Below are 22,484 nucleotides of genomic sequence, written 5' to 3'. Positions count from 1 at the left end.
CATATTTGTATTTGTTGGTTTTTCTTAGAATCTACGAAGTCAATTCATAGAAATCTTCACTTTTCGAATAAGAAATTACATTCTGAAATGATTACGTTTAAGTTAAACTGTAAACAGTAAACAGTAATTATCACAGCATAGTAATTTGTTACATACAAATTACAGATATAGAAAAGGGGCCATCAGATGCAACAGAAAGTGCATCTTGGGCAATGAGTGGTATTGCTGATAGCATCCAAGCGGGCATTGTAAGTGGAAGAGACGAAGCTACTCTTGCTCCGAAAGCTTTTATGACAAGAGCTGAGGTTGCTAAGTTGGTACAACAATTGTTACGGAAATCTGATTTACTATAATGATCACATAAAGTAATACTGCGAATATGGTGCCCTACCCCTTAAACATGGCTTCCGAGCATGGGGTAGGGCAACTAATTACACGAAGATGAAAGTGCTTACTTTATTATGGGAGGGATTTATCTATGTTGGAAATGGATAATATCAAAAAAAAGCATCAATACACCGTATCCGTCAGAGTTGATAATAGTAACGCGAAAGGGCTTCTTCTCAAGATGAAGGAAAAGCTGATAAGTGAAAACGAGCTCTCTTCGGAAAACGGGCTCTCTTTTACTGCATATGCTTGTATACAAGAGAATATCCTTGTAGTCGCCGCCGATCAGACATAGGTGTTTAATGGCTGAAGTCGCAATGATCTGATTGATCAACACAGAAGTAAATCATAAAAAAAGTCATCTTGCAAAAAAACTGCAATGGTGACTTTTTAGCGTTTTCTTAAGTCGTATATTTAATTGTACGAAGAAGGCCATAGATGCCATTCTCCATTTCGCGCGGCATGAACGTGATGGTTACGGCTTCTTTACCTAAAGTTAATGAATCAGGAAGGACAAAGATCCGCTCGTAGAAAATCCGCTTCCATTCTTCCGTTCAATCCTTCCCACGTACCGCCGTATGTTCGTTCTCCTTGTACCTGATGCTCTAATTCGAATTGGTCATTTCCAATTTGTATCGATCGCATCCAGGGTAGCCTCTCTTATGTTCCGTTCCCGTTCCGCTTTCTTCACATGCTCCTTCAGCTCTTCAGCTCTTCAGACCCTACGTCCAGTAGGCTCCAGTAGATGCCGTATCTTTCACGATGCGGCTTGTAATGCGGTGTAAAGACAAGCCGATCATCTTCATCTGTATGCTTAAGCGCAAACGCTAAATCTTCGCCTAGACGAATCACATGCTCATCGAATCGGCAAAGCGATTCCTCGACACGCATTCCTTACGTGACGATATAATCTTTTTGGATCATTCGCCTGGTCGCAATGCTGACGATAATACCGGTTTTCGATTCGACCGTATCTTCGGTGCCAAGCGCTGCGAGAACAACCGGACATATCACTGAAATTATAGAATTTGAAGCTTTTTAAAGTGCAACAATGGCTTGAAATCGTTGATTTTGTAGCTTCTTAAACTATTCCACCAGCCGAAAGTCTGCAATAGTATTCCTATCAGCCATAAGGAGGACTATCATGGACACAGCTTTGAGTAACGCCAAATTGAATAGCAAAGTATTAAAAAAGAATAAAAAAACCTTTTTATCAGACATTAAGCAAAATTTTTATCTCTACTTATTGGTTCTTCCAGGAATTCTGTATTTTATCATCTTTAAGTACCTGCCGATGGTTGGCATCATTGTAGCTTTTCAAAATTTCAACGTAGTAAAAGGAATTTTTAAAAGTAAATTTGTTGGGTTGAAAAATTTCGAGTATTTCTTCACTTCAAAAGATTGGCTGACAGTTACCTGGAACACGGTGTATCTAAATGTTTTATTTCTGGTAACTGGTTTGTTTTTTTCCATCTTTATTGCCATTGTTCTATCTGAAATCAGCTCCAAGTATTTCAAGAAAGTGACACAATCTATTGTCATTCTGCCTAATTTTATATCGTGGACATTGGTTTCCATGTTTGTCTTTGCTCTGCTATCTACGGATGTAGGATTAGTGAATACATTTTTAAAAGCAGTTGGTTATTTGAAGGAAGGGCAAGCCATCAATTTTTATTCCAATCCGACATTATGGACGGGGATACTGATCATATTGAAAATTTGGAAAGGAGCAGGTTTCGGATCGGTCGTATATTTGGCGGCTATAGCGGGTATTGACCAGGAAATTTATGAAGCTGCCAAAATGGATGGAGCCAGCCGCCTGCAGTGTATAACCAAGATTACGCTGCCGCAGCTCAGAACAACAGCGGTTCTCTTGACCTTATTCGGCATAGGTGGAATATTCCATGGAGATTTAGGGATGATTTATGCCATTGTAGGCGATAACCCGAACTTATATGACACGACCGATGTTATTGACACTTATGTATTCAGAATGCTTAGGCAGATGAATGATATCAGCATGTCCACCGCGATTGGACTCTATCAATCGTTTGTCGGCTTAGTCATTGTATTTATAACGAATTGGCTCGCAAAGAAATATGATCAGGATTCTGCCATTTTCTAGGAAGGGATTGTTAAAGATGATTAAACGCCTTGAGGGGAAAGGCATAGATATTGTTTCTTATCTGTTTATGACAATATTTTCTTTATTTTGTATTTTACCTTTTATTCTCATTCTATCAAGCTCCATATCAGACGAAAAAGCGGTACAGATGACCGGCTTCGTTCTAATTCCAAAAGAAATATCTTTATTTGCCTACAAGGTCATATTTCAGGATAATGCCATTTTTAATGCTTACAAGACAACCATCATTTTCACCGTTGTGGGTACGGTGCTCTGTCTTATCCTTACGAGTGCTATGGCCTATGCCCTTTCTGTAAAAACCTTTACTCACAGGAACAAGATTGCTTTTTTCGTGTATTTTACGATGTTGTTCAACGGAGGTTTAATACCAACTTATTTACTAATAACAAAGTATTTAAACCTAACAGACAATATTTTAGTGTATATCCTGCCGGTGCTGGTTAACCCATTTAATATGTTTCTGTTAAGGAATTTCTTCAAACAAATCCCTGACTCACTGGCTGAGTCCGCCAAAATGGATGGAGCTAATGACATCTATATTTTATTTAAAATCATCCTTCCGCTATCTAAGCCGGCACTGGCAACGATCGGATTGTTTTATGGGCTCGGTTTCTGGAACGAATGGTTTACAGCCACTCTTTTCATTAACGATAAAGAACTGTACTCTCTGCAATATCTGATCATGAAGGTATTGAGAGAAGTGGACTTTGCGAATCAAGTGAATGAATTGCCTGGCGTTTCGCTTAATTATGTCGTACCAACCAATACGGCAAAAATGGCCACTGCCGTAGTCACTGTAGGTCCAATCATTTTCATTTATCCTTTTCTACAAAAGTACTTTGTTAAAGGATTAGTGGTTGGCGCAGTTAAGGGCTAGACCCGCTATAGCGGTTTAGTATAGATATATGATCATTAGGGAGGAAAAAAGATGAAAAAAAAGTTTTATGTAGTGCCGCTTGCTGTAACACTCCTTGCTGCTTCAATCGTTGGATGCAGCAAGGAAGATAGTAAGCCGACTGAAAGCGCGTCGACTGCCGGAAGTGCTGCACCAGTAAAAAGTAAAGATCCGGTTACGCTGAATGTTCGTCTGTTCGGGGCTGAAAACTCGCATTATCGCGCTGTCGATCCCGTCATTAAAGAGTTTGAGAAACGTACGAAGGATACATTGAATACGACGTTGAATCTGACATGGACACCGCCTGCGGACTATGGCACAAAGCAACAATTATGGCTGACAGCGGCAGAAGATTTCGACCTCTTTGTCCCATGGGATAAGGACAAAAACGCGAAAGACGGCGCATTGGCAGATTTGAGCAAATACTTTAACAATCCTCAATATCCAGGACTTCAAAAGGCATTCTCACCTGAATATATCAACGACAACAAGATCTTTGGCAAAACCTTTGTCATTCCAATTACAAATGCGTTTATGGATATGGAAGGTGTATATTACAGAAAGGATTTGTTAACGAAGTATGGCATGAAGGAAATCAGCAGTTATGATGATTTATATAACTACCTTGATAAAGTAAGCCAAAACGAAAAAGATATGGTACCCTTTGCGAATTATGGAAATATGGCTTTCTTTAAATTATTTACCGATATCAATGCTCAACAGTTGGAAGGAAAGGTATTCCCATTTACTGGCGGTGGTAATCCTAAAGCGAATTATATTTATACCCAAATCGCAGAAGATGGAAAATCTGTAGCGGGTATAGCGGCTTATGGAGATCCGGCATCCGAATGGGCTAAAATTAATCCCAAATATGGTCTGGATTATCTGATGAACCAGTTTAATCAAGCGAAAAGGTTTAACAAATTTATCCCGGCAGATACACTGACGGCTACAACTGGAACAGGAAAGCAAAACGCTGCTGGATTCGTAACATTGAGTAATTTCAAGGGTACGGAAGCTGGAATTAAGGCGAAAGTATCAAATGCAGAACTTGGTTTCTGGCCAATCTTTAAAAACAATCAAGAATTGGCACCTGGAAAGCAATCGACAGATGGCAAAGCGTGGAATTTCCTTGCAATACCTGCTACTTCCAAAAAAATTGACAGAACGATGGAATTCCTGGATTGGATTTTCTCCAAACAAGAGAACAATGATTTGTTTACGTACGGGATTGAAGGTACAAACTGGCAGTCCGTAGGTACGAATCAATGGAAGCTTCCGGATGCTGTCGATCCAGCGAAAAATTACATGTTCCCTGGTTATCAATTGACATGGAATCCGACATTAAACAGAATCCCTGCCGGATTGCCTGATCAACTCCAAAAATATTATGATTATCAATTCAAGCCGGAATCGTACAAGAAAAATGTTTTGGCAGGATTTACATTTGATCAAGAGCCTGTGAAAAATGAGATTGCTAAATGTAACACTGTGATACAGAAGTATCTACCGTTTCTATTGTCCGGCTTCGGCGAAGTTAATGAACACTTGTCGAAGATGAATGTGGATTTGAAGGCTTCTGGTGTAGATAAAATTAAGGAAGAATTGAAAAATCAAATCAATACCTTCCTCGCTCAAAAGAAGTAAATCAAGGCAATGCCTGTGCAGACTGAGGTCTGTGCAGGCATTTTTCATTGCTATTTAACAGAATTCAAACAGTTTGTTGATATTCAAACAGCGATCTCACTCCACTAAGGTGTTTTTTAAGGATATAATAACATTACAAATCTATTCATCTGTTGGGTGGCGTGAGCATGAAGAATGTTATGACTGTTTTTCGAAAAAAAAATATGTTGTTTAAAATCATACTTTCGTATGTGTTGATTGGATTCTTATTTATTAGCTGCTTTTCCTATGTAGTGCTTAAAAGGGTTTCGTCCAATATGACAGAGGACATTGTGGAAACCTCATCAAGAATGATGAATCAAACCTATAATACGGCGGATATTTTACTTACTTTTACCTACAACTATTATTCTCAGCTGTATCTGAATAATGAATATATCTCAAAAGCGTTGAATGGGACATCATTTAGTACCAATGATATCTACGACATCAACAGCCAATTGGGAGGATTTAAAAACACCAATCCATTAGTGTCTTCGATCTATGTATACAATTATCATGCTGGCATTGTTTTCAATTCGGCCAAGGCATTTAGCACGATTGATGATTTTTTTGATAAAGGCATGACGGATTTTCTGAAAGAAGGGGATATGACGAGGAACGGATTGTTTATTCCACGAACGGCGACCCTTTCCTTTTCATCGGACTCGAATAAGATTGCCAAACAGGACTATATTTCAATCGTATATACAAGGATTAATTCAAGCAAGGAACAAAACAGCATGGTTTTGAACTTGGATCAAAAGGTGCTTCAATCTTTAATTTTGAAAGGAAACGATGAAAGACCGAACAAAATGATGATCATCAACTATCAAGGTCATATTATTTCTGAACCCAGGGGGTGGTCGTATGATGATGTGTCAACCCAAGAAATCCTTTCCACGATTGTTCGTTCTAACAGTATGCGAGGAGAGATGGATGAAGCGATCCAAGGAAAATCATTTCGCATTTCATATGTGAAGTCTGATAATCTAGGTTGGAATTTCGTTGTATTCTCGGAAAAAAATGAGCTGTTGGGGAAAGTTCATACGCTGCAGAATTTCATACTTGCGTTAACTTTAGTTTGTATTCTCTTGATAACGATTACATCGGTCTTCTTTACAAGAATCATATATTTCCCGATCTCTCATCTTCTCATTAGGATAAAAACTACAACAGAGACGAAAGAAAAGGTTAGCTTGAACGAATATGATTTGATAAACAAGTCTTTCTCGTTATTGGAAGATAAAGTTGAGACCTTGCAAACTGACTTCAATCAATCGGTACCTGTGCGCAGGCAAAGTCTTCTTAGATCAGTTCTTAATGGCACCGTGAATAATAATCAGGAAGTCAAGGTAGCGATGGAGAAGTTGCAGATCGGTTCGGCAGGGGATAATTTTGTGGTTTGTGTGCTCAAGATCGACGGGTTCCATGATATCTCGCTAAAATATGATATGGTTGATTTATCTCTATTCAAATTTGCCATTCAGAATATCTCTCAAGAGATTGTCAGCAATACCTTTAAATTGGAAGTTATTGAGAATGGCTACGATTCTTTAGATTTCGTATTCAATATTGGCAATGGGGATGCTGAAGCTCATATAAGTGTGTTAAGAAGTCTATTTGCCGACATACAAACAAACATCAGAAGCTTATTGAAATTTAGCGTTACGATAGGGATTGGGCCCGTTGCCCATAATATGGAACAGCTGCGTGAATCCAGGGATAGCGCTTACCAAACCGTTCTTTACCGTTTAATCTTTGGAACGAACAGCATCCTGTCGTTCGATGATCGGATAGGGACGGAATTCAGAGAGTACGAATATCCCGATGCGTTGGAGAAGCAAATCATGACCAGTCTTAAAGCAGGAGATACGGAAGCCCTTAAGGAATATACGTCTGAATTTTTTGCTGAAATGATGGCGTTCACCTATGATGTGATTATTCATTCCCTTATCCAGTTGCTGATTATGACAATCCGCGTAGCCAAGAGTATGTCAAGCTTAGAACAGTCGGATCATCGGTTGGAGATTCATACTTGCCAGCAGGAATTATTGAACCTGGATACATTAGAACAAATGGAAGCTTGGTACATGAATCTATGCCAGATTATCATAAGACTTCGTGATCAGGAATCCAAATCGAAAAATAGTAAAACCGTTGCTGCCATGGTGGAGTACATGAAAGAAAACTATTTGGATTATAATCTCTCAGTTGATCAGATGTCTCAATTCGTGGGTCTGTCCACCAATTACATGAGACGACTATTCAAAGAGGAAATGAATCATTCTGTTTCTGAATATCTCACAGCACTCCGCTTGGAGAAAGCCAAGGAGCTATTAGTGAAAACAGATGACCCTGCAAGGAAGATTGGCGAAAACGTGGGATTTGAGAATACCAACTATTTCTATGTGTTATTCAAAAAGCATGTCGGCATGACGCCTGACCATTATCGTAGGGAACATAAGCTCGAAACCTTATTGATGGAGTAAAGACTCAATCAATCTGCGAATAGGCTGCTAATTACAGGGGGGAGTTACATGAAGTATCAAAGAATCAGACTTGTTTCATGGCTACTTATCGTCTTTAGCTTGAACTTGCTCTTATCGGCTTGTCAGGGAAATGTGGATAGCCCAAATCGTGGGTCAAGTACGCCAGGAAACCAATCAGTGACTGCGGAGACTCCAGATCCCGTCAAATTAAAAGTAATGCTGTTCGGAGATAGACCTATCGATATGGACATGATACTACAAAAGTTTGAACAAATGACGCATGCTACACTAAACACCACGCTTCAATTTGAGTTTAGTCCCTATTTGGAGAATGAAAAAAAAATGATGTTAAGAATGTCCACCGGAGAGCCTGTCGATCTCATGTTCGATGCACCTTGGACAAAACACTTATTTAATAATGTAAGCATGGGTTATTATCAACAGTTGGACAAGTATTTTCACAATGATGATTATCCAGGTCTGAAGAAAGCGTTCCCCAAGGCAATGATGGATTCCAATAAAATCAATGGCCACATCTATACCATTCCATTGTTAGATTCCTATTATGACCCGCCGGCCATTGCAATCCGGAAGGATATTCGGGAGTCGTTAGGCATGAGACCGCTCGAGACGATGAATGACCTAACTACTTATTTTGATAAAGTACTCCAACAGTTTCCCGATAAAATTCCGGCTGTGATCGGCAGCAGGGGCATTTTTCGATTGGGAATACCTGACGCAAAAGGGCACAGTGATATCCGATTGGCTCCGATGATGTCGGATTCGTTTACGGGTGGCATCCCATTTAGTGTGGCGTTATCCAAGGATGGAAAGAAAGTAATTGGCGCTGCGACCATCGGTGATCCCGACTCGGAATTTGCCGACTTTCCAGCTCCTTTTAATTCCCATGATGCCATTTACGAACATTTCGGGACCCGGGTTCAATTCCGGAAATACAACAATGCAAATCCACTATCATCAGAAGCAGAATCTGCGCTAGATGTAAGCAAAGCTGCTTCACAGGCAGACACGACCTTATCCGGGATTGCCAGACTTAGGCAAGATTTGCAACGGGTTAATCCTGAGGCAGATTATGAGCCGTTCCTTCTAGGGAGCCAGGCACAACGGGATATGCAGCCAGCATCGATTGGAACTACGTTCTGGGCTAATAATAGCCTGGTCATTCCGGTCACATCTAAGAATACGGATCGTACGATGAAATTTCTGGATTGGCTGTTTAGCAGCCAAGACCATCACGACTTGTTCGAGCTTGGGATTGAAGGCAAACATTGGGTTAAGGACGGAGTTGACGGCTATAAGTTGACGGCCGAATCACCCCAATACCGCTTTCCGGGCTATGAGCTAACCAATCATTCAACCATGTCCCGCATTTTTACGGATAACGATGCGAAGACACTGGCTTACCTGAAATGGGCTAGAAACAATGAAAGCTATTATCAGCTGCCGTTATCGGGGTTTATCTTTAATTCAGCATCCGTTGCGACAGAAATTGCCAAGGTCAAACCCGTTATGCTGCAAGCATCCGATTTGCTTATGACTGGCATGGTCAAGGAATGGAAGGATTATGCGAGGGAACAAAACAAGAAGTGGCGTACCCAAGGTTTGGACACGATACGGCAAGAGGTCGTTAAACAGATGCAAGCTTATCTGGATGCTGGTGGGAAGTAGCCAAATTAAACATTTTGAAGGCTTTTAAAGTTGTGAAGAAGCTTCATATTGATGAATTTGCAGTTTTTTAAACTATCCAATATCTCACTGTTTTGTGATAGTAGTGATATCGGCGTGGTCGCCGGAAATTTAAGGTACATGGGGAGGAAGGCCACAAGGTCTTCCTCCTTATCATGATTCCAAGGAGGAGTATAATAATGAGCCTCTTACAGATTTGGCAGGCTCCCGAAGGGGCGGTGGGACAGGACGATTTTGAAGTCAGCGTCCGAATTCCTGGAGAGGACTGGCAGCCGCTCTTCGTATATGAAGCGAAGGTGGACATGCACAATGTCAGACAGGCATCAATGGCTTATTTTGACATGGAAGGAACGGTGGATGTTCGGGTCGTGAGCCGGAAGGGATTAGTGCATCAGGCGGTTATTAGACCGCTCTCGAAGCAAATTCCATTCGAAGTGGATGGAGCGGCTGTTACCTTTCGTCTGAATGAACCGTGCAAACTGTCGATAGAAGTGAACGGAGATCGGTTCAGCAATCTTCATCTCTTTGCGAATCCACTGGAGAAAGAACCTCCTGAACCAGACGCGCCGAACGTGCTGTTCCTGAAGCCTGCTATCCATCGAATGGAGGATATCGACCGTTTGGCGAACAGCCCGCTGCTGCCTGGTGGCGTGGAGCCGGAAGTGATTTATTTTGGGCCGGGCATGCATTATCTGGAGGAGACGATCTTTCGCATTCCGTCCGGGAAAACTGTTTATATAGCCGGTGGTGCCATCGTTGTCGGTTCACTCGTTTGCGATCATGTACACGATGTCACGATTCGCGGGAGAGGGATGCTATATTTATCCGACTTCCACCGGTTCTCAGCTTTCCGAGGTGTCCGGATCACCTTTTCACACCATATTACGGTGGAAGGAATCGTGCTGCTCGACCCGCCACACTACAGCATTTACATTGGCAAGTCCGAGTACATCCAGATCCGCAACTTCAAATCCTTCAGCACGCGTGGCTGGTCCGACGGCATTGACATGATGGCCAGCTCACATATCGAAATCGAAGATGTGTTCCTGCGAACATCGGATGATTGTATTGCCATCTACGGAAGTCGTTGGGACTACAGAGGAGATGCGGGTTTCATCAGCGTTAGAGACTCCGTCCTTTGGGCAGACGTAGCCCATGCGCTTAATGTTGGGGGGCATGGAGATTATCAGCGTGGCGATCTGATTCAGAATATTCAATTCTCCAATATCGATATTCTGGAACATCATGAACCTCAACCTAATTATTGGGGGGCGATGAATATTAACGTCGGCGATAATAACACGGTAAGCAATGTTAGTTATGAGGATATCCGCGTTGAGGATTTCGAATTGGGCCAGTTGGTAGACATTCGGGTGGTATGGAACGAGAAATATAATCCTGTACCCGGTAAGCGAGTTGAAAATGTCACCTTCCGAAACGTGTCCTATAATGGAAAAAATGAAAATAAAAATCGCTTATACGGATTTGATCAAGAACGATTCGTAGGCGGGATCACCTTCATTAATCTTCGTATCAATGGCGAGTTGATTTTGGATGCAGAAAAGGGGAAATTTGACATCAACGAACATGCGCATGACATCCAGTTTCGCCATGAAGCATAAACCGTCGAGTGATGATCAGACTTTCGAGTGGAAGGGCTCTGCCCTCCCTTATAAGGGCTGTATCGATATTCGGCTTGTAGAAACGTAAGAAGGGGATGATGTATAACGACCTGTGAAACCGCTATCATATTTGAAAGGAAACACATCCAGATTTCTGATGAGAGGGAGATTGCGAATGAAGAATAAAGGGAAGTTATTATCAATTCTATCAGCAATCATCATGATAGCACAGATTTGTTTATCCACTATGCCAGTTACCGTTAAGGCTGAATCTCCTTCGGTGTTTACAGATTATTTACCGACGATTGCACAGGTAACCGATGATGAAGGCTTTACACATCCCGGTGTAGGACTTACCAAAGAGCTTCTTGAAAACCTGAGATCGAAGATTAGAACGGGAGCACAACCGTGGACATACTATTGGAATAACATGCTGCTCACGGCTCCAGAAGCTTCAAGAACAGTTGGTTCAAGCAACAGTAGAGACGGTGTGACAGTACTTAACGATAATTTTGACAGTCAGGGTATTGAAGGTAGGTTTATTGCAGACGGCATAAAGGCATATGCACAGGCGATGATGTATTATATAACCGGTGACGAAGTATATCGTGCCAATGCCATGATGATTATCCGTATTTGGGAGCAGATGGATCCTGCGAAATATGCGTTCTATAGAGATGCGCATATTCACGCAGGAGTACCGCTTAACCGAATGGTCATGGCTGCGGAGATATTAAGATATTCAAGCACACAAACAGCATCATTGGCTTGGACAGAACAAGATACAGCAGATTTTACCAATCATCTTATTATTCCGGTAACAGAAACATTGCTCCATGATCAAAATCATTTTATGAACCAACATAATTATCCTTTGATAGGGGCCATATCTGGTTATATCTTTACCGGCAACCGCGATAGATACAACGAGGCTGTTGAATGGTTTACTGTTAACCGTACAGCGAATGACCAAGGCTTCAACGGATCGATCAAGGCGCTGTTCCGGTGGGTAACGGAGGAAGAAAAACCGGGAACGATAGTCGGTGAAGGAACGCCTGTAGAACCTCATGTTCAACATATGGAGATGGGCCGAGACCAAGCGCACGGCGGTGGAGACTTAACCAACGCGGCTATCTTAACCCGTTTGATCCATGCCCAGGGAACCAAAATTGATCCAGTAACCGGAACCCCGTCTACAGCGGACAATGCCTTAGATATTATGGAGTTTCTGAACCATCGACTTTTAGGGGCAGCCAACTTTTTCTGGCAGTTCATGCTCGGTTATGACACGCCATGGACACCACAGGCATACGCCATTACAGGCGGTGACCCTGATAACGTTGGTATGGGTGGATATATAAGAGACACTTATAATTTTCTTTCACCGGGTTACAGGGGAAGGTTCGACACTGCGAATTTTTGGGATTTTTATTCCTACTATACGTATGTCAAACAGGAAGATGTATCCGAGCTTGCTCCATATTATTATGAAGCCTTCACCAAAAAACAACCAGCAACTCCCGGTATGTGGGGGAACAAGGATGCAGGCAATGACTTCTGGCTCTATTTGCCAGCGGAGGCGGAGGCTGATGCAGCAAAGTTTATTCCTCAGGATGGAACCAGTGGTAAAACCCTGCATCTGGAAGACCGGTACACGAAGCTTGACAACCATACAGCCACTATGCAAGAGGGAGATACACGATTTATTCGATTCCATGCAACGCAAGAAGGAAGTAAAATTGCTGCTCTCAGTTTTGCAGGCGCTGCCGGTTCGGGACCCTTTGGATTCAAGATTCGAACGAGTGGCGTAACCACATTGGATGCGCTAGGTTCGACCTTCACTCTTCCGGATACGAAAGGGGAGTGGAGATATGTATCGGTAGCTGGGACTTTTGAAAATATTGTCTATATGACGGTAAAAGGAGCGCCTGGTGTTACCGTCGATGTTGACTCCGTTGATGCAGCGGCAGCTACGAATCTGACACCGCCGGTATTCAAAGCCGGAAGCACGGATTTAAAGATCTATACCTATATAGGAGCGTCCGTGAATGTTGATTTGTCTGCCACGGATGCAAGCAGCACAGATGTGATTACGTATGAGCTTCAGAATAATTCCAAAGGGCTTCCGATTGATGCTCATACAGGCGCATTTTCTTGGCAGCCTTCAGAGGCTGGAAACTATTCCGTTGTCTTAGCGGCTACTGACGGCACGACTTTTTCGGTCAAAAATGTAAAGATTATCGTAAGCAGCGACCGTGCTTCCGCAGTACAAGCTATTATTTCTTCCTATGATCGTAACCAAGTTTATGTGGAAGCAACACTTAACCTTTTCCAAGCGGTTTATAACAACACATTAAGCCAGATTAACACGGCGTCCGAAGTGGATTTTGATAAGCAATTGCAAGCTCTAAGGGCTGCAACCGAGGGTCTGACATTAGTGACGCCTTTAACGGACTTCGGAATGCGTTGGTCCAAGGTTGTAGCTTGGTCCTCGTGGGGTTCATTGGCCTCTAATATGGACGATGGTACGAATTTAACCGGCGCTGGGTTTGGTCTTGCGCAGGGGTCAGCGCCGCATTTGTACTATTTGTTGGATTTCGGTACAGATTATAAGGTGTCAGCTACCAAATTTGGATTCCTGTCCAACATCTTCGTAGATCGTCTTGCCAACTCCACGATATATGGATCGAATGATAAGCTGAACTGGACACGTCTAACGCCGGGAGTCACCCAGTATACCCAAGCTTATCATACGCTGGATGTGGATCCTGCCTACCAAAATGAGAAATACCGTTATATCAAATTGGAAATGATCCAACCGCTGCCTGCTGTTCTTTATGGTACAGTCAGTAACATTATGGAAATGACGGATTTTGACGTCTATGGAACGCGTTACGAAATTGGCAACAAGATTCAATCGATTTCCTTAAGTTCGGATCAAGCACTTAACGGCAGGGTTGCGCTTGGAAAGCCAATCAAAGCATCCATCTCGGCCAAAGAAGCGATCAGTAACGTAAAGGTTAAAATTCAGGACCAAGTTGCCACAGTCAGTACGACTGACAATATCAATTGGACCGCTACGACAATTTTGACCGGACAAGATCAAAGCGGCGATGTGAAAGTTAGTGTCGACTATACGAAGCAGGATGGAACGAACGGGGATACCCTGTATGCCACAACCGATGGTTCCAAGCTGTTCGCTGCCGATGATTCAGATTTGATTACGAATGCAGCCAGCCTCGCCAGTTTGGTTGGTTTTAGCGAGGCAGATACGTTAAAACAAGCAAATTATCTATTTGACAACAATGCTAGTACGAATTCCGAGTTCCGGTTGGACGGCTCTGGAGCGGGAAGCTGCATGACCTTTGACTTCAAAGAAGGCAATCAAGTGACGCTTTCGAATGTAGAACTGCTTGCAAGACAAGATTCTGGTTTATTTACTCGGATCAGCGGTGCAGTGGTTCAGGGCTCCAATGATAATAACACGTGGACGACTCTCACCAAGGCAGCGGCATCTACCGCGGATTGGCAAATGTTGAAGGTTAGCGATACGAAAGGATACCGTTATATCCGAATTTACAATGCGAATACGTGGTACGGCAATATGGCCGAAGTAAGACTCCATGGAGTTGTGAAGTCCCTGAGCAAGATCGCTTCGTCTTCGATCAGTTCGACGCAGAGCCTCAGCAACAGGATTGTACCAGGCAGCACGGTCAAATTGGCCTTCACAGCTAAAGAAGCGATCAATAATGTTAATGTCACGATTCAAGGCCTGGCTGCGACGGTTGCTTCTACGGACAATATCAACTGGACCGCAGAGGCGACTTTGAATCAAGGCGCAGCAACAGGAACAGTGAATTTCGCCATTACTTACAACCAGCAAGATGGAGCTGTCGGATTCCCTATTCACACTACAACAGATAACTCAACACTGTTTCTTGTAGACGAGTCGGATTTGATTAAAAATATCACCGGCATCACCAATTTGATTGATTCAACTTCAGGAAGAACAGCTCCAGATACATTAACACAAGTAAATTATTTATTTGACAACAATGCAGGTACGGGTTCCGACTTCCGGTTGAACGGCTCCGGCTCCGGAAGCTATATCACCTTTGACTTTAAGGAAGGCAATCTAGTTACGCTTTCGAGTGTAGAATTGCTCGGAAGAACTTTGTATGACAGAATTCGAGGGGCAGTCGTCCAAGGCTCCAACGATAATACGACCTGGACGACTCTCACTACAGCAGCGGTATCTACACCGAATTGGCAAACCTTGCCGGTCAGCGGGAATGTCCCGTATCGTTATATCCGTATTTACAATGGGAATGCATGGTATGGCAATATGGCTGAGGTGAGATTCCATGGAAAAGTTGAATCTCTGAACAGAATCGAATCGACTTCGATCAGTTCGGCTCAAAGCATCATGAATAGGATCGTGCCCGGCAACACGGTAAAATTAGCGATTGTAGCCAAAGAGCCCATCAAAGATGTAAAAGTCGCGATTCAAGGCCAAAATGCAACCGTATCTTCGACAGACAATATCAACTGGACGGCTACCGCGAGCATGAATCAAGGTGTAGCGGCTGGCCCGGTGAAATTCACCATTCTTTACAATAAACAAGATGGAACGGCAGGGTATCCGGCTCCACAAACGACAGACAACACTTCTCTTTACCTTGTTGATGAGTCAGATGTCGTCAAGAATGTCACCAGTATCGCGAATTTAATTGATTCTACTTCAGGAAGAAGTGTTGCGCAAACCTTGCAGCAGGTGAATACTTTATTTGACGGCAATGCAAGCACGGGTTCCGATTTCCGTATAGGAAGCAACAACTCCGGATCGGGAAGCAGCATCGTCTTTGACTTTAAAGCGGGCAATCAAGCTGCGCTAACGAATGTAGAGCTGCTTGCCAGACAAGATCAATATTACACAAGAATCAATGGTGCAGTGATCCAAGGCTCCAACGATAATACGACCTGGACGACGCTCACCAAGGCGGCGGTATCTACAAAGGACTGGCAAAACTTGACGGTCAGCAGTAAAGTCCCATATCGTTACATCAAAATTGTCAATCCCAATGCCTGGTTTGGAAATATAAATGAAGTGAGATTCCACGGGGTAGTGAAAGCAGCAGATGTGACGCCTCCGGTTACCACGGACGATGCGCCGCAGGGGCCGGTGAACAAGGATACGACGGTAAGCTTCAATGCCACAGATGATAACTCCGGTGTTGCGGCCACCTACTACAAAGTAGACAGCGGCGCGGAGCAAACAGGGAACACGGTTACATTGACCACCTATGGAACGCATACGTTAGTGTATTGGAGCGTAGACTGGGCCGACAATGTGGAGCAGCAGCATACGGTCACCTTAAACCTCGATAAGACTGCGCCGGATTTGGCTGGCTTGTATGCGGATATTACAGTGCCGACCAACAAAGATGTTACTGTAACAATCTACTATCCGAATGACGTAGTGCTGACAGAGTACAAAGTTGGCGATAACGGCGAATGGACAGCGTACACGGGTCCTGTAACGGTTTCCGAAAACGTAACAGTGTATGCAAGAAGTACGGATGCTGCGGGCAATGTCTCGGACGTAGCGAGCTACACGGTCAGCAACATTTACATGACAGCACCTTCGGACGCCATCTTGACAGCTGACATTACAGGTCCAATCAACGGCAATGTCACCTTGACGATCAGCTATCCGGACAACGTGGCGCTCAAAGAGTACAAAGTAGGAGATAACGGCACATGGGCAGCGTATGCTTCACCTGTGACCGTATCCGACAATGTTACCGTCTCTGCACGGAGCAAGGACATTGCAGGCAATGTTTCGAATGTAACCAGCTATACTGTAAGCAATATCGACAGAGTGCCGCCTGCGGAGGCCGTATTGTCCGCTGACATTACACCGCCGACGAACCAGGATGTGACCGTAACGGTCACTTATCCGAGCGATGTCGCGGTGAAGGAGTACAGTGTAGGCGAAACCGGGGTTTGGACCGCGTACGGCGCTCCTGTTGTGATCTCCGAAAACAGCACGATGTATGCAAGAGGGAAGGATGCTGCCGGCAATGTCTCCAACGTCACACAATATACTGTTGGCAATATCGACCGAATACCGCCGGCTGACGCAATCTTGGCAGTAGATACCACAGCTCCGACCAATCAAGGTGTTACAGTAACGATCACCTATCCGGAAGATGCGGCAGTGAAGGAATACAAAGTGGGCGATAGCGGCATGTGGACAGCTTATACGGCTCTAATTGTTGTCCAGAACAATGATACCGTATATGCAAGAGGAACGGACGCTGTAGGCAATGTTTCGAATGTAACCAGCGCCGTTGTAAGCAATATTTGGAAAGTCGCTCCTGTCACCACCGCAACGTTAAGTCCTGCTACGCCTAACGGCAAGAACAGCTGGTACTGGACGGATGTTACGGTTAGCTTATCCGTATACGCCAGTGTATATGGAGGAACGGTGAAAACGGAATATCAAGTGAATGACGGTGATTGGATCGTCTACACCGGTTCCATTCCTGCCTTTGGTGATGGAGCTTATAAGCTGGGTTACCGCAGTACGGATGAATCCGGCAACGTGGAACAACTCAAAACGATTGAGTTCAAAGTGGATAAGACAGCCCCTGTATTATCTGTCCAGTTGGGCAAAATGTCGATTTGGCCGCCGAATCATAAGATGGTACCTATCAATGCTACTCTGCTTTCGAGCGACGACGGTTCAGAGATCGAATCGGTGGTGTTGACCTCCATCACGAGCAATCTGCCGGATAGCGGCAGAGGCGGCGACATTCAGGCCAATTTCGGCACAGGCGACACTTCATTCAGCGTGCGTGCGGAAAAAGGAAGCATCTATACCATCACGTACACGGCTATCGATAAAGCGGGCAACAAAACGGTAGTAACGGCAACCGTAACGGTGCCTCATGATCAATCCGGCATTCATTAAATAGAACTATTCTATCGGAGGAAGGCATTTGCGCCTTCCTCTGATAGAATGCTCTTTGTTACTGATTTTTTGCAAGATCAGACGCATGTAGAAGCTTAGGAGGTGCCTTAAGGATCAATGTTGTCTACGACCAGCATCCAATCCTTGCAGGCTTTGGTCGCACGCTTTAATACTGCCAGATGGATAGCCAAAGGATCGATCGAGATTATATCTGGATCAATAACATAGGTATCGCCAAGAGCTTGCAAAGGCCATCCGGTTGGTTTTTAAAGGCGTCAGCCATACGGCAGATGTGTATTGGGATGGTTGTTTGCTGGGCCGCCACTACAATGCCTATACCCCATTCACGTTTGTTCTGCCGGAAGTTGAAGCAGGCGAACATGAAATCGCGGTGCTGGTGGATAATTCCTTTCATGAAGAATCTGCCCTGCACATTCCGAACGATTATTACAGCTATGGGGGCATCATTCGTCCGGCAGCCGTGGAAGAAATCGCAGACCTGTTTATCGAGCGAATGGCATTTACGCCCCTATATACAGAGGTGGGCTGGAGCGGCAGGATCGACGTTGTGCTTAGGAATACCAGTGAAGAACGGAGGAACGCTCGTCTTCACGGCAAGCTCGGCGAATGGGATGTACCGTTTGCCGAAGGCGTTATTGTCCCTCCGGATGCAACAAGGAAGGTTTCGGTGACGGTTCCTTTTCCGCAAGCTGCTGCGTGGTCGGCATCCGAGCCGCAGTTGTATCCTCTGGAAGCTCAGCTATTTAACGATGATGGAAACAGAGTGCTTGACGACCTCATTGAACGCGTAGGCTTTCGAACCGTTTCGACGGAAGGCGGGCAGCTCAAGGTAAATGGTGAGCCTGTCGTGCTCAAAGGTTTTAACCGGCATGAGGATCACCCTTTATGCGGAGCGGCGATTCCTTACCCGCTCATGGTTCATGATATGGAATTAATGCTCGATATGGGGGCAAATGCTGTACGAACAAGTCATTATCCGAACGATGAGCGTTTTCTGGATCTATGTGATGAGCGGGGGATCTTCGTCTGGGAGGAGAATCATGCCAGAGGGTTCAGTTTAAAGGATATGCAGCACCCGCTCTTTGAGCGCCAGTGTGAGGATTGTAACCGTGAGATGGTGGAAGCCCACATCAACCACCCGAGCATCATTATCTGGGCTATTCTTAACGAATGTGCAAGCGATACCATGGAAGGGCGGGAGATGTATCGCAAACAGTTCGATCAAATTCGTTCGATGGATACCTCAAGACCGCTCAGCTTCGCATCGCATCATCGGGAGCGGGAACTGTGCTTTGATTTGGCTGATATTGTCTCTGTTAATCTATACCCCCTTTGGTATGGGGAGGAGGATCCCTACGAATTGTGTCTTCAGGCTCGCAAGTGGGCAGATGATGCCGGCGGTAAGGATAAGCCAATGATTATGAGCGAATTCGGCGCGGACGGCTTCTATGGGTATCGGGATCCAAGCCGCGTGAAAGGGACGGAGGAAAGGCAGGCCGACATCATACAAGCGAATCTGGAGGCTTATCTACCTTTGCCTTTCCTCTCGGGTATGCTGATTTGGCAGTTCTGCGACTGTCGTGTTACTGAAGCCGACGGCTGGCTTCTGACTCGCGCAGGCACGCAGAACAGTAAAGGCGTCGTAGATCGTTATCGACGTCCCAAACTAGCCTACTCGGTGGTAAAAGACTATTTCTCTAGGCGAAATGCGGATAGCTGAGTGCAAGGCATGATCTTAGCTTAAGAAGGGAACATGTTGCCTAGTCTGGCAGGTGTTCCCTTGTTATTTGCCCAATAGGGCAAGGGATTCCAATAGCTTAGTTGACGATTCATTCACTCAAACAAATTCCGATACTCCGTTGGGGTTCTTTCTGCAACTTGTTTGAAAATTCTACTGAAGTAATACGGATCCGGATAGCCTACACGCTGAGAGATTTCTCTAATAGAGAGATTCTTTTCCTTTGTAAGCAAATATTTGGCGTGATTGATGCGTACTGTTGTCAAGTATTTGGAAGGTGGTCCCCCCGAATGTTTGATGAAAATTTTACTAAGATAAGAAGGATGAAAATTAAAGTGCCTGGAGATCGATTCCAGTGTAATTTCTTCATAAAAGTTTTCTTTTAAATATAGTTGAACCATCTGCACAATTTCTTCAGGTGCATGCATCGTTTTCTCGGAAGAAGGCAGTGACTTAGGTAACTGCCTTTTGTTTTCAATTGACATCTTAATCTTGATTAGGACTTGTTCTAATTCGCTGGTGATGATCGGCTTTAATAAGTACTCATTCACATTGAATTTAATGGCTTGACGCGCATAATCAAAATTGTTGTAACCACTGATGATTACCTTTTCGATATGGGGAAAATGAAGTGACACTTGCTTTAAGAGATCTAATCCATCAATGGCAGGCATTTGAATATCCGTAAATAAAACATCGACAGTATTATTTTCAAGCACCTTCAGCGCGGACAAACCGTCTTGAGCAGTACCAATGATGACAAAGGAAGTATCTAGAGATTGAATTTTCTTAACGATATTATTCAAAATCAGTTCTTCATCCTCAACGACTACAACGCGAATCTGTGTTGTATGCTCCACTTCGACTCACCCCTTCAACATTTTCCTCCAACGATAACCTTTGCCCCGCCATCTGGTAGGTTACTGATTTGCATACACAAATCAGTACTGTAAGAAATTTTCAACCTGAGATAAATATTCAGTAGACCCATACCATCAAGCTGCAGGCCAGGAATAATACCGGTTTGTTCAATTTCCTGAATCTTATTCGTAAATTCACCGATGGCACTCTGATCAAATCCAGGTCCGTTATCGGTAACTTCTACAAACCAGTGGTCGTTCTCCTGATACCCCCTCACCTTAATTGTCCATGGAGGCAATAGTTTGGATGAGTACTTCAGCGAATTCTCAACAAGTGGTTGAATAATTAATCTTGGAACTGGAATAGTTTTCATATTATCTGCCATTTCAAATGTATACAGAACGTTTTGTTTATGTCTGATTTTAATGCATTCCAGATACTTTTCGGTATAGGCTAGTTCAGTTTCTAAAGGGACAAGAGATGAATTATCAGCGGATATGTATCTTAACATCATGGATAAATTCTCAATCATGATTACAATTTGATCGTTCATATTTTCTTCGGCCATGATGGAAATCGTAGTTAACGTATTGTATAAAAAATGAGGATTCATCTGCGATTGAAGCGCTAACATTTTAGCTTGAAGTTCCTGTAACTGGGACATTAACAATTGGTCCATGGATTCTTTCAGTCGTTCGCTCATCTTGTTAAAAGCGAACTGCAAGCGATCAAGCTCGTTTAAACCGCTGTTTAGTTCCAAATGTGTATGAGAGGTGATACCTACTAAATTTGTGGATTTCATAGTGGCATGCATTCTTGCTATGGGCTTTGTGATTCGTTTAGCTGCAAGGTAAGAAAGCGAAATAGCAAGTAGTAGAATGGCGAAACTAACCATGGCGATTTTCTTGGTAAAATCATTTAAAGGGCCTAATAATTGCTGTTCGGAGACAAGTAGCGCAATGTTCCAACCTGTGTACTCGGAATGAGCGATACTATAAATTTCTTTCTCATTTGTAATAGGGTTACGGATGTTACTCATAGCTGAATGGGAATTGGTTTGCAGAAGGGTAAAGTAAGAAATTTGTTCCTTAGCTTTGGGGTCAATGGGATAAATAATGTCCCCAATATCCGTATATACAATAACCTTTTGCCCGTAGTTGTGCTTTATGTAATCAGTAATGTTGGTAAATAATTTGTCTGCATCTTGCTTGACTTCGACGATACCTTCCGGGGTATTATTAGCGTCAAAAAACAATCGAACCAGTGAGATGGAATACGCATTCTTGGAGGATAGGAATAGGGAAAGCTCATCATCCTTCTCCGGAATTGTGATGTATTTGCCTTTGGTATTTGCGAGCACATCTTCATACCAAAGTTTATTAGGCAAGTTTACTTTCGTTCTCCGGTTGTCGATGCCGGATCCAAACATGTTTCCTCCTAAATCAAATAGATTAATTTGATTAACCGGGAGAGCAGGTCCATTTGCAGCAACTAAAATGTCTGCTAAATCTTTATTGTTATTGATCGTGTCGCCAGATCCCCCAGTAAATTTGAGAAATCTGTCTTTCACTAGATTGGAATACAAAATATTTAAGGATACAGAGTCAATTCTTCTAATTTCTAAGTCTAATTTGTCCTGCATGGATTGTGAGAGATTATCAAGAGATTCAACAGCCTTTTTCTTTAGTAAATCGGATGACCAGATATAGAAAGGTACAACCACTAACGATAATACAACTATGATGATTAAGGAATAGGTCTGAAAAAGAACGAATCGAATGGTACGTTTTTGAATGACCATAGTCTCCTACTGAATACATGAATAAGATTTTTTATGTTTAGTTTGCGGTGTTTATTGGGAATTGTCAAAAGAAATTTGATGGAGGTAAAGAATGTCCAGTTATAAAGCATTGTAAATCCATGGAAGGTAGAAATGAATTGCATATATAATGAAAGCGTAAACATTATCAACGA

General features: G+C 43.4%; 13 protein-coding genes and 1 pseudogene. 10 read left to right on the top strand and 4 right to left on the bottom strand.

The window, feature by feature from the left end:
- Positions 1–137 precede the first annotated feature (137 nt).
- The gene (locus L6I86_RS35870; protein ID WP_420851834.1) at positions 138–353 is read left to right on the top strand and encodes an S-layer homology domain-containing protein; all 216 of its coding nucleotides are present in this window, start codon (positions 138–140) and stop codon (positions 351–353) included.
- A 125-nt stretch (positions 354–478) separates the two neighbouring features.
- Positions 479–682 (top strand): hypothetical protein, encoded by a 204-nt coding sequence (locus L6I86_RS02170; RefSeq protein WP_236284273.1) that lies wholly within the window; start codon positions 479–481, stop codon positions 680–682.
- A 209-nt stretch (positions 683–891) separates the two neighbouring features.
- On the opposite strand, the gene L6I86_RS02165 is transcribed toward L6I86_RS02170, so the two are convergent.
- The gene (locus L6I86_RS02165) at positions 892–1,032 is read right to left on the bottom strand and encodes a hypothetical protein (protein ID WP_236284272.1); all 141 of its coding nucleotides are present in this window, start codon (positions 1,030–1,032) and stop codon (positions 892–894) included.
- Between the two features lie 54 nt (positions 1,033–1,086).
- Positions 1,087–1,278 (bottom strand): hypothetical protein, encoded by a 192-nt coding sequence (locus L6I86_RS02160; RefSeq protein WP_236284271.1) that lies wholly within the window; start codon positions 1,276–1,278, stop codon positions 1,087–1,089.
- A 253-nt stretch (positions 1,279–1,531) separates the two neighbouring features.
- On the opposite strand from L6I86_RS02160, the gene L6I86_RS02155 reads away from it, so the two are divergent.
- The 8 genes and pseudogenes from L6I86_RS02155 to L6I86_RS02120 form a co-directional block, all read left to right on the top strand.
- Positions 1,532–2,512, top strand: a complete 981-nt coding sequence (locus tag L6I86_RS02155; protein WP_236284270.1) for an ABC transporter permease — start codon at positions 1,532–1,534, stop codon at positions 2,510–2,512.
- A gap of 16 nt (positions 2,513–2,528) precedes the next feature.
- Positions 2,529–3,410 carry a carbohydrate ABC transporter permease gene (locus tag L6I86_RS02150; RefSeq protein ID WP_236284269.1) on the top strand — a complete coding sequence of 294 codons (882 nt, stop codon included), beginning with the start codon at positions 2,529–2,531 and terminating at the stop codon, positions 3,408–3,410.
- Between the two features lie 51 nt (positions 3,411–3,461).
- Positions 3,462–5,075: an ABC transporter substrate-binding protein gene (locus L6I86_RS02145; RefSeq protein ID WP_236284268.1), complete on the top strand. Its 1,614-nt coding sequence runs from the start codon at positions 3,462–3,464 to the stop codon at positions 5,073–5,075.
- Between the two features lie 167 nt (positions 5,076–5,242).
- A complete protein-coding gene (locus L6I86_RS02140) occupies positions 5,243–7,585 on the top strand; it encodes an AraC family transcriptional regulator (RefSeq protein WP_236284267.1) in 2,343 nt (780 codons plus the stop codon).
- A gap of 48 nt (positions 7,586–7,633) precedes the next feature.
- On the top strand, positions 7,634–9,274 hold the full coding sequence (locus L6I86_RS02135; RefSeq protein WP_236284266.1) for an extracellular solute-binding protein: 1,641 nt from the start codon (positions 7,634–7,636) through the stop codon (positions 9,272–9,274).
- 197 nt (positions 9,275–9,471) lie between these two features.
- Positions 9,472–10,914, top strand: a complete 1,443-nt coding sequence (locus L6I86_RS02130) for a glycosyl hydrolase family 28 protein (RefSeq protein WP_236284265.1) — start codon at positions 9,472–9,474, stop codon at positions 10,912–10,914.
- A 220-nt stretch (positions 10,915–11,134) separates the two neighbouring features.
- Positions 11,135–17,890, top strand: a complete 6,756-nt coding sequence (locus L6I86_RS02125) for an OmpL47-type beta-barrel domain-containing protein (RefSeq protein WP_236284264.1) — start codon at positions 11,135–11,137, stop codon at positions 17,888–17,890.
- Positions 17,891–18,140: 250 nt separating this feature from the next.
- Positions 18,141–19,631: pseudogene (locus tag L6I86_RS02120) on the top strand (glycoside hydrolase family 2 protein); the annotation flags it as partial.
- 113 nt (positions 19,632–19,744) lie between these two features.
- Here the strand turns inward: L6I86_RS02120 and L6I86_RS02115 are convergent.
- Positions 19,745–20,509 carry a response regulator transcription factor gene (locus L6I86_RS02115; protein WP_236284262.1) on the bottom strand — a complete coding sequence of 255 codons (765 nt, stop codon included), beginning with the start codon at positions 20,507–20,509 and terminating at the stop codon, positions 19,745–19,747.
- A 14-nt stretch (positions 20,510–20,523) separates the two neighbouring features.
- Positions 20,524–22,311: a sensor histidine kinase gene (locus L6I86_RS02110; RefSeq protein WP_236284261.1), complete on the bottom strand. Its 1,788-nt coding sequence runs from the start codon at positions 22,309–22,311 to the stop codon at positions 20,524–20,526.
- Between the last annotated feature and the right edge of the window lie 173 nt (positions 22,312–22,484).

The sequence above is a fragment of the Paenibacillus allorhizoplanae genome (genome assembly GCF_927798215.1).
Taxonomy (GTDB): domain Bacteria; phylum Bacillota; class Bacilli; order Paenibacillales; family NBRC-103111; genus Paenibacillus_E; species Paenibacillus_E allorhizoplanae.
Note: the sequence above shows the minus strand (reverse complement) of the source record. Positions and strands in the feature narration are given on the sequence as shown.

What these genes read in the sequence shown, in the direction of transcription:
- L6I86_RS02170 (WP_236284273.1), top strand. Translation starts at nt 479, where the DNA reads ATGTTGGAAATGGATAATATCAAAAAAAAGCATCAATACACCGTATCC.
- L6I86_RS02150 (WP_236284269.1), top strand. Translation starts at nt 2,529, where the DNA reads ATGATTAAACGCCTTGAGGGGAAAGGCATAGATATTGTTTCTTATCTG.
- L6I86_RS02135 (WP_236284266.1), top strand. Translation starts at nt 7,634, where the DNA reads ATGAAGTATCAAAGAATCAGACTTGTTTCATGGCTACTTATCGTCTTT.
- L6I86_RS02125 (WP_236284264.1), top strand. Translation starts at nt 11,135, where the DNA reads ATGATAGCACAGATTTGTTTATCCACTATGCCAGTTACCGTTAAGGCT.
- L6I86_RS02145 (WP_236284268.1), top strand. Translation starts at nt 3,462, where the DNA reads ATGAAAAAAAAGTTTTATGTAGTGCCGCTTGCTGTAACACTCCTTGCT.
- L6I86_RS02165 (WP_236284272.1), bottom strand. Translation starts at nt 1,032, where the DNA reads ATGCGATCGATACAAATTGGAAATGACCAATTCGAATTAGAGCATCAG.
- L6I86_RS02130 (WP_236284265.1), top strand. Translation starts at nt 9,472, where the DNA reads ATGAGCCTCTTACAGATTTGGCAGGCTCCCGAAGGGGCGGTGGGACAG.
- L6I86_RS02140 (WP_236284267.1), top strand. Translation starts at nt 5,243, where the DNA reads ATGAAGAATGTTATGACTGTTTTTCGAAAAAAAAATATGTTGTTTAAA.
- L6I86_RS02160 (WP_236284271.1), bottom strand. Translation starts at nt 1,278, where the DNA reads ATGCGTGTCGAGGAATCGCTTTGCCGATTCGATGAGCATGTGATTCGT.
- L6I86_RS02155 (WP_236284270.1), top strand. Translation starts at nt 1,532, where the DNA reads ATGGACACAGCTTTGAGTAACGCCAAATTGAATAGCAAAGTATTAAAA.
- L6I86_RS02110 (WP_236284261.1), bottom strand. Translation starts at nt 22,311, where the DNA reads ATGGTCATTCAAAAACGTACCATTCGATTCGTTCTTTTTCAGACCTAT.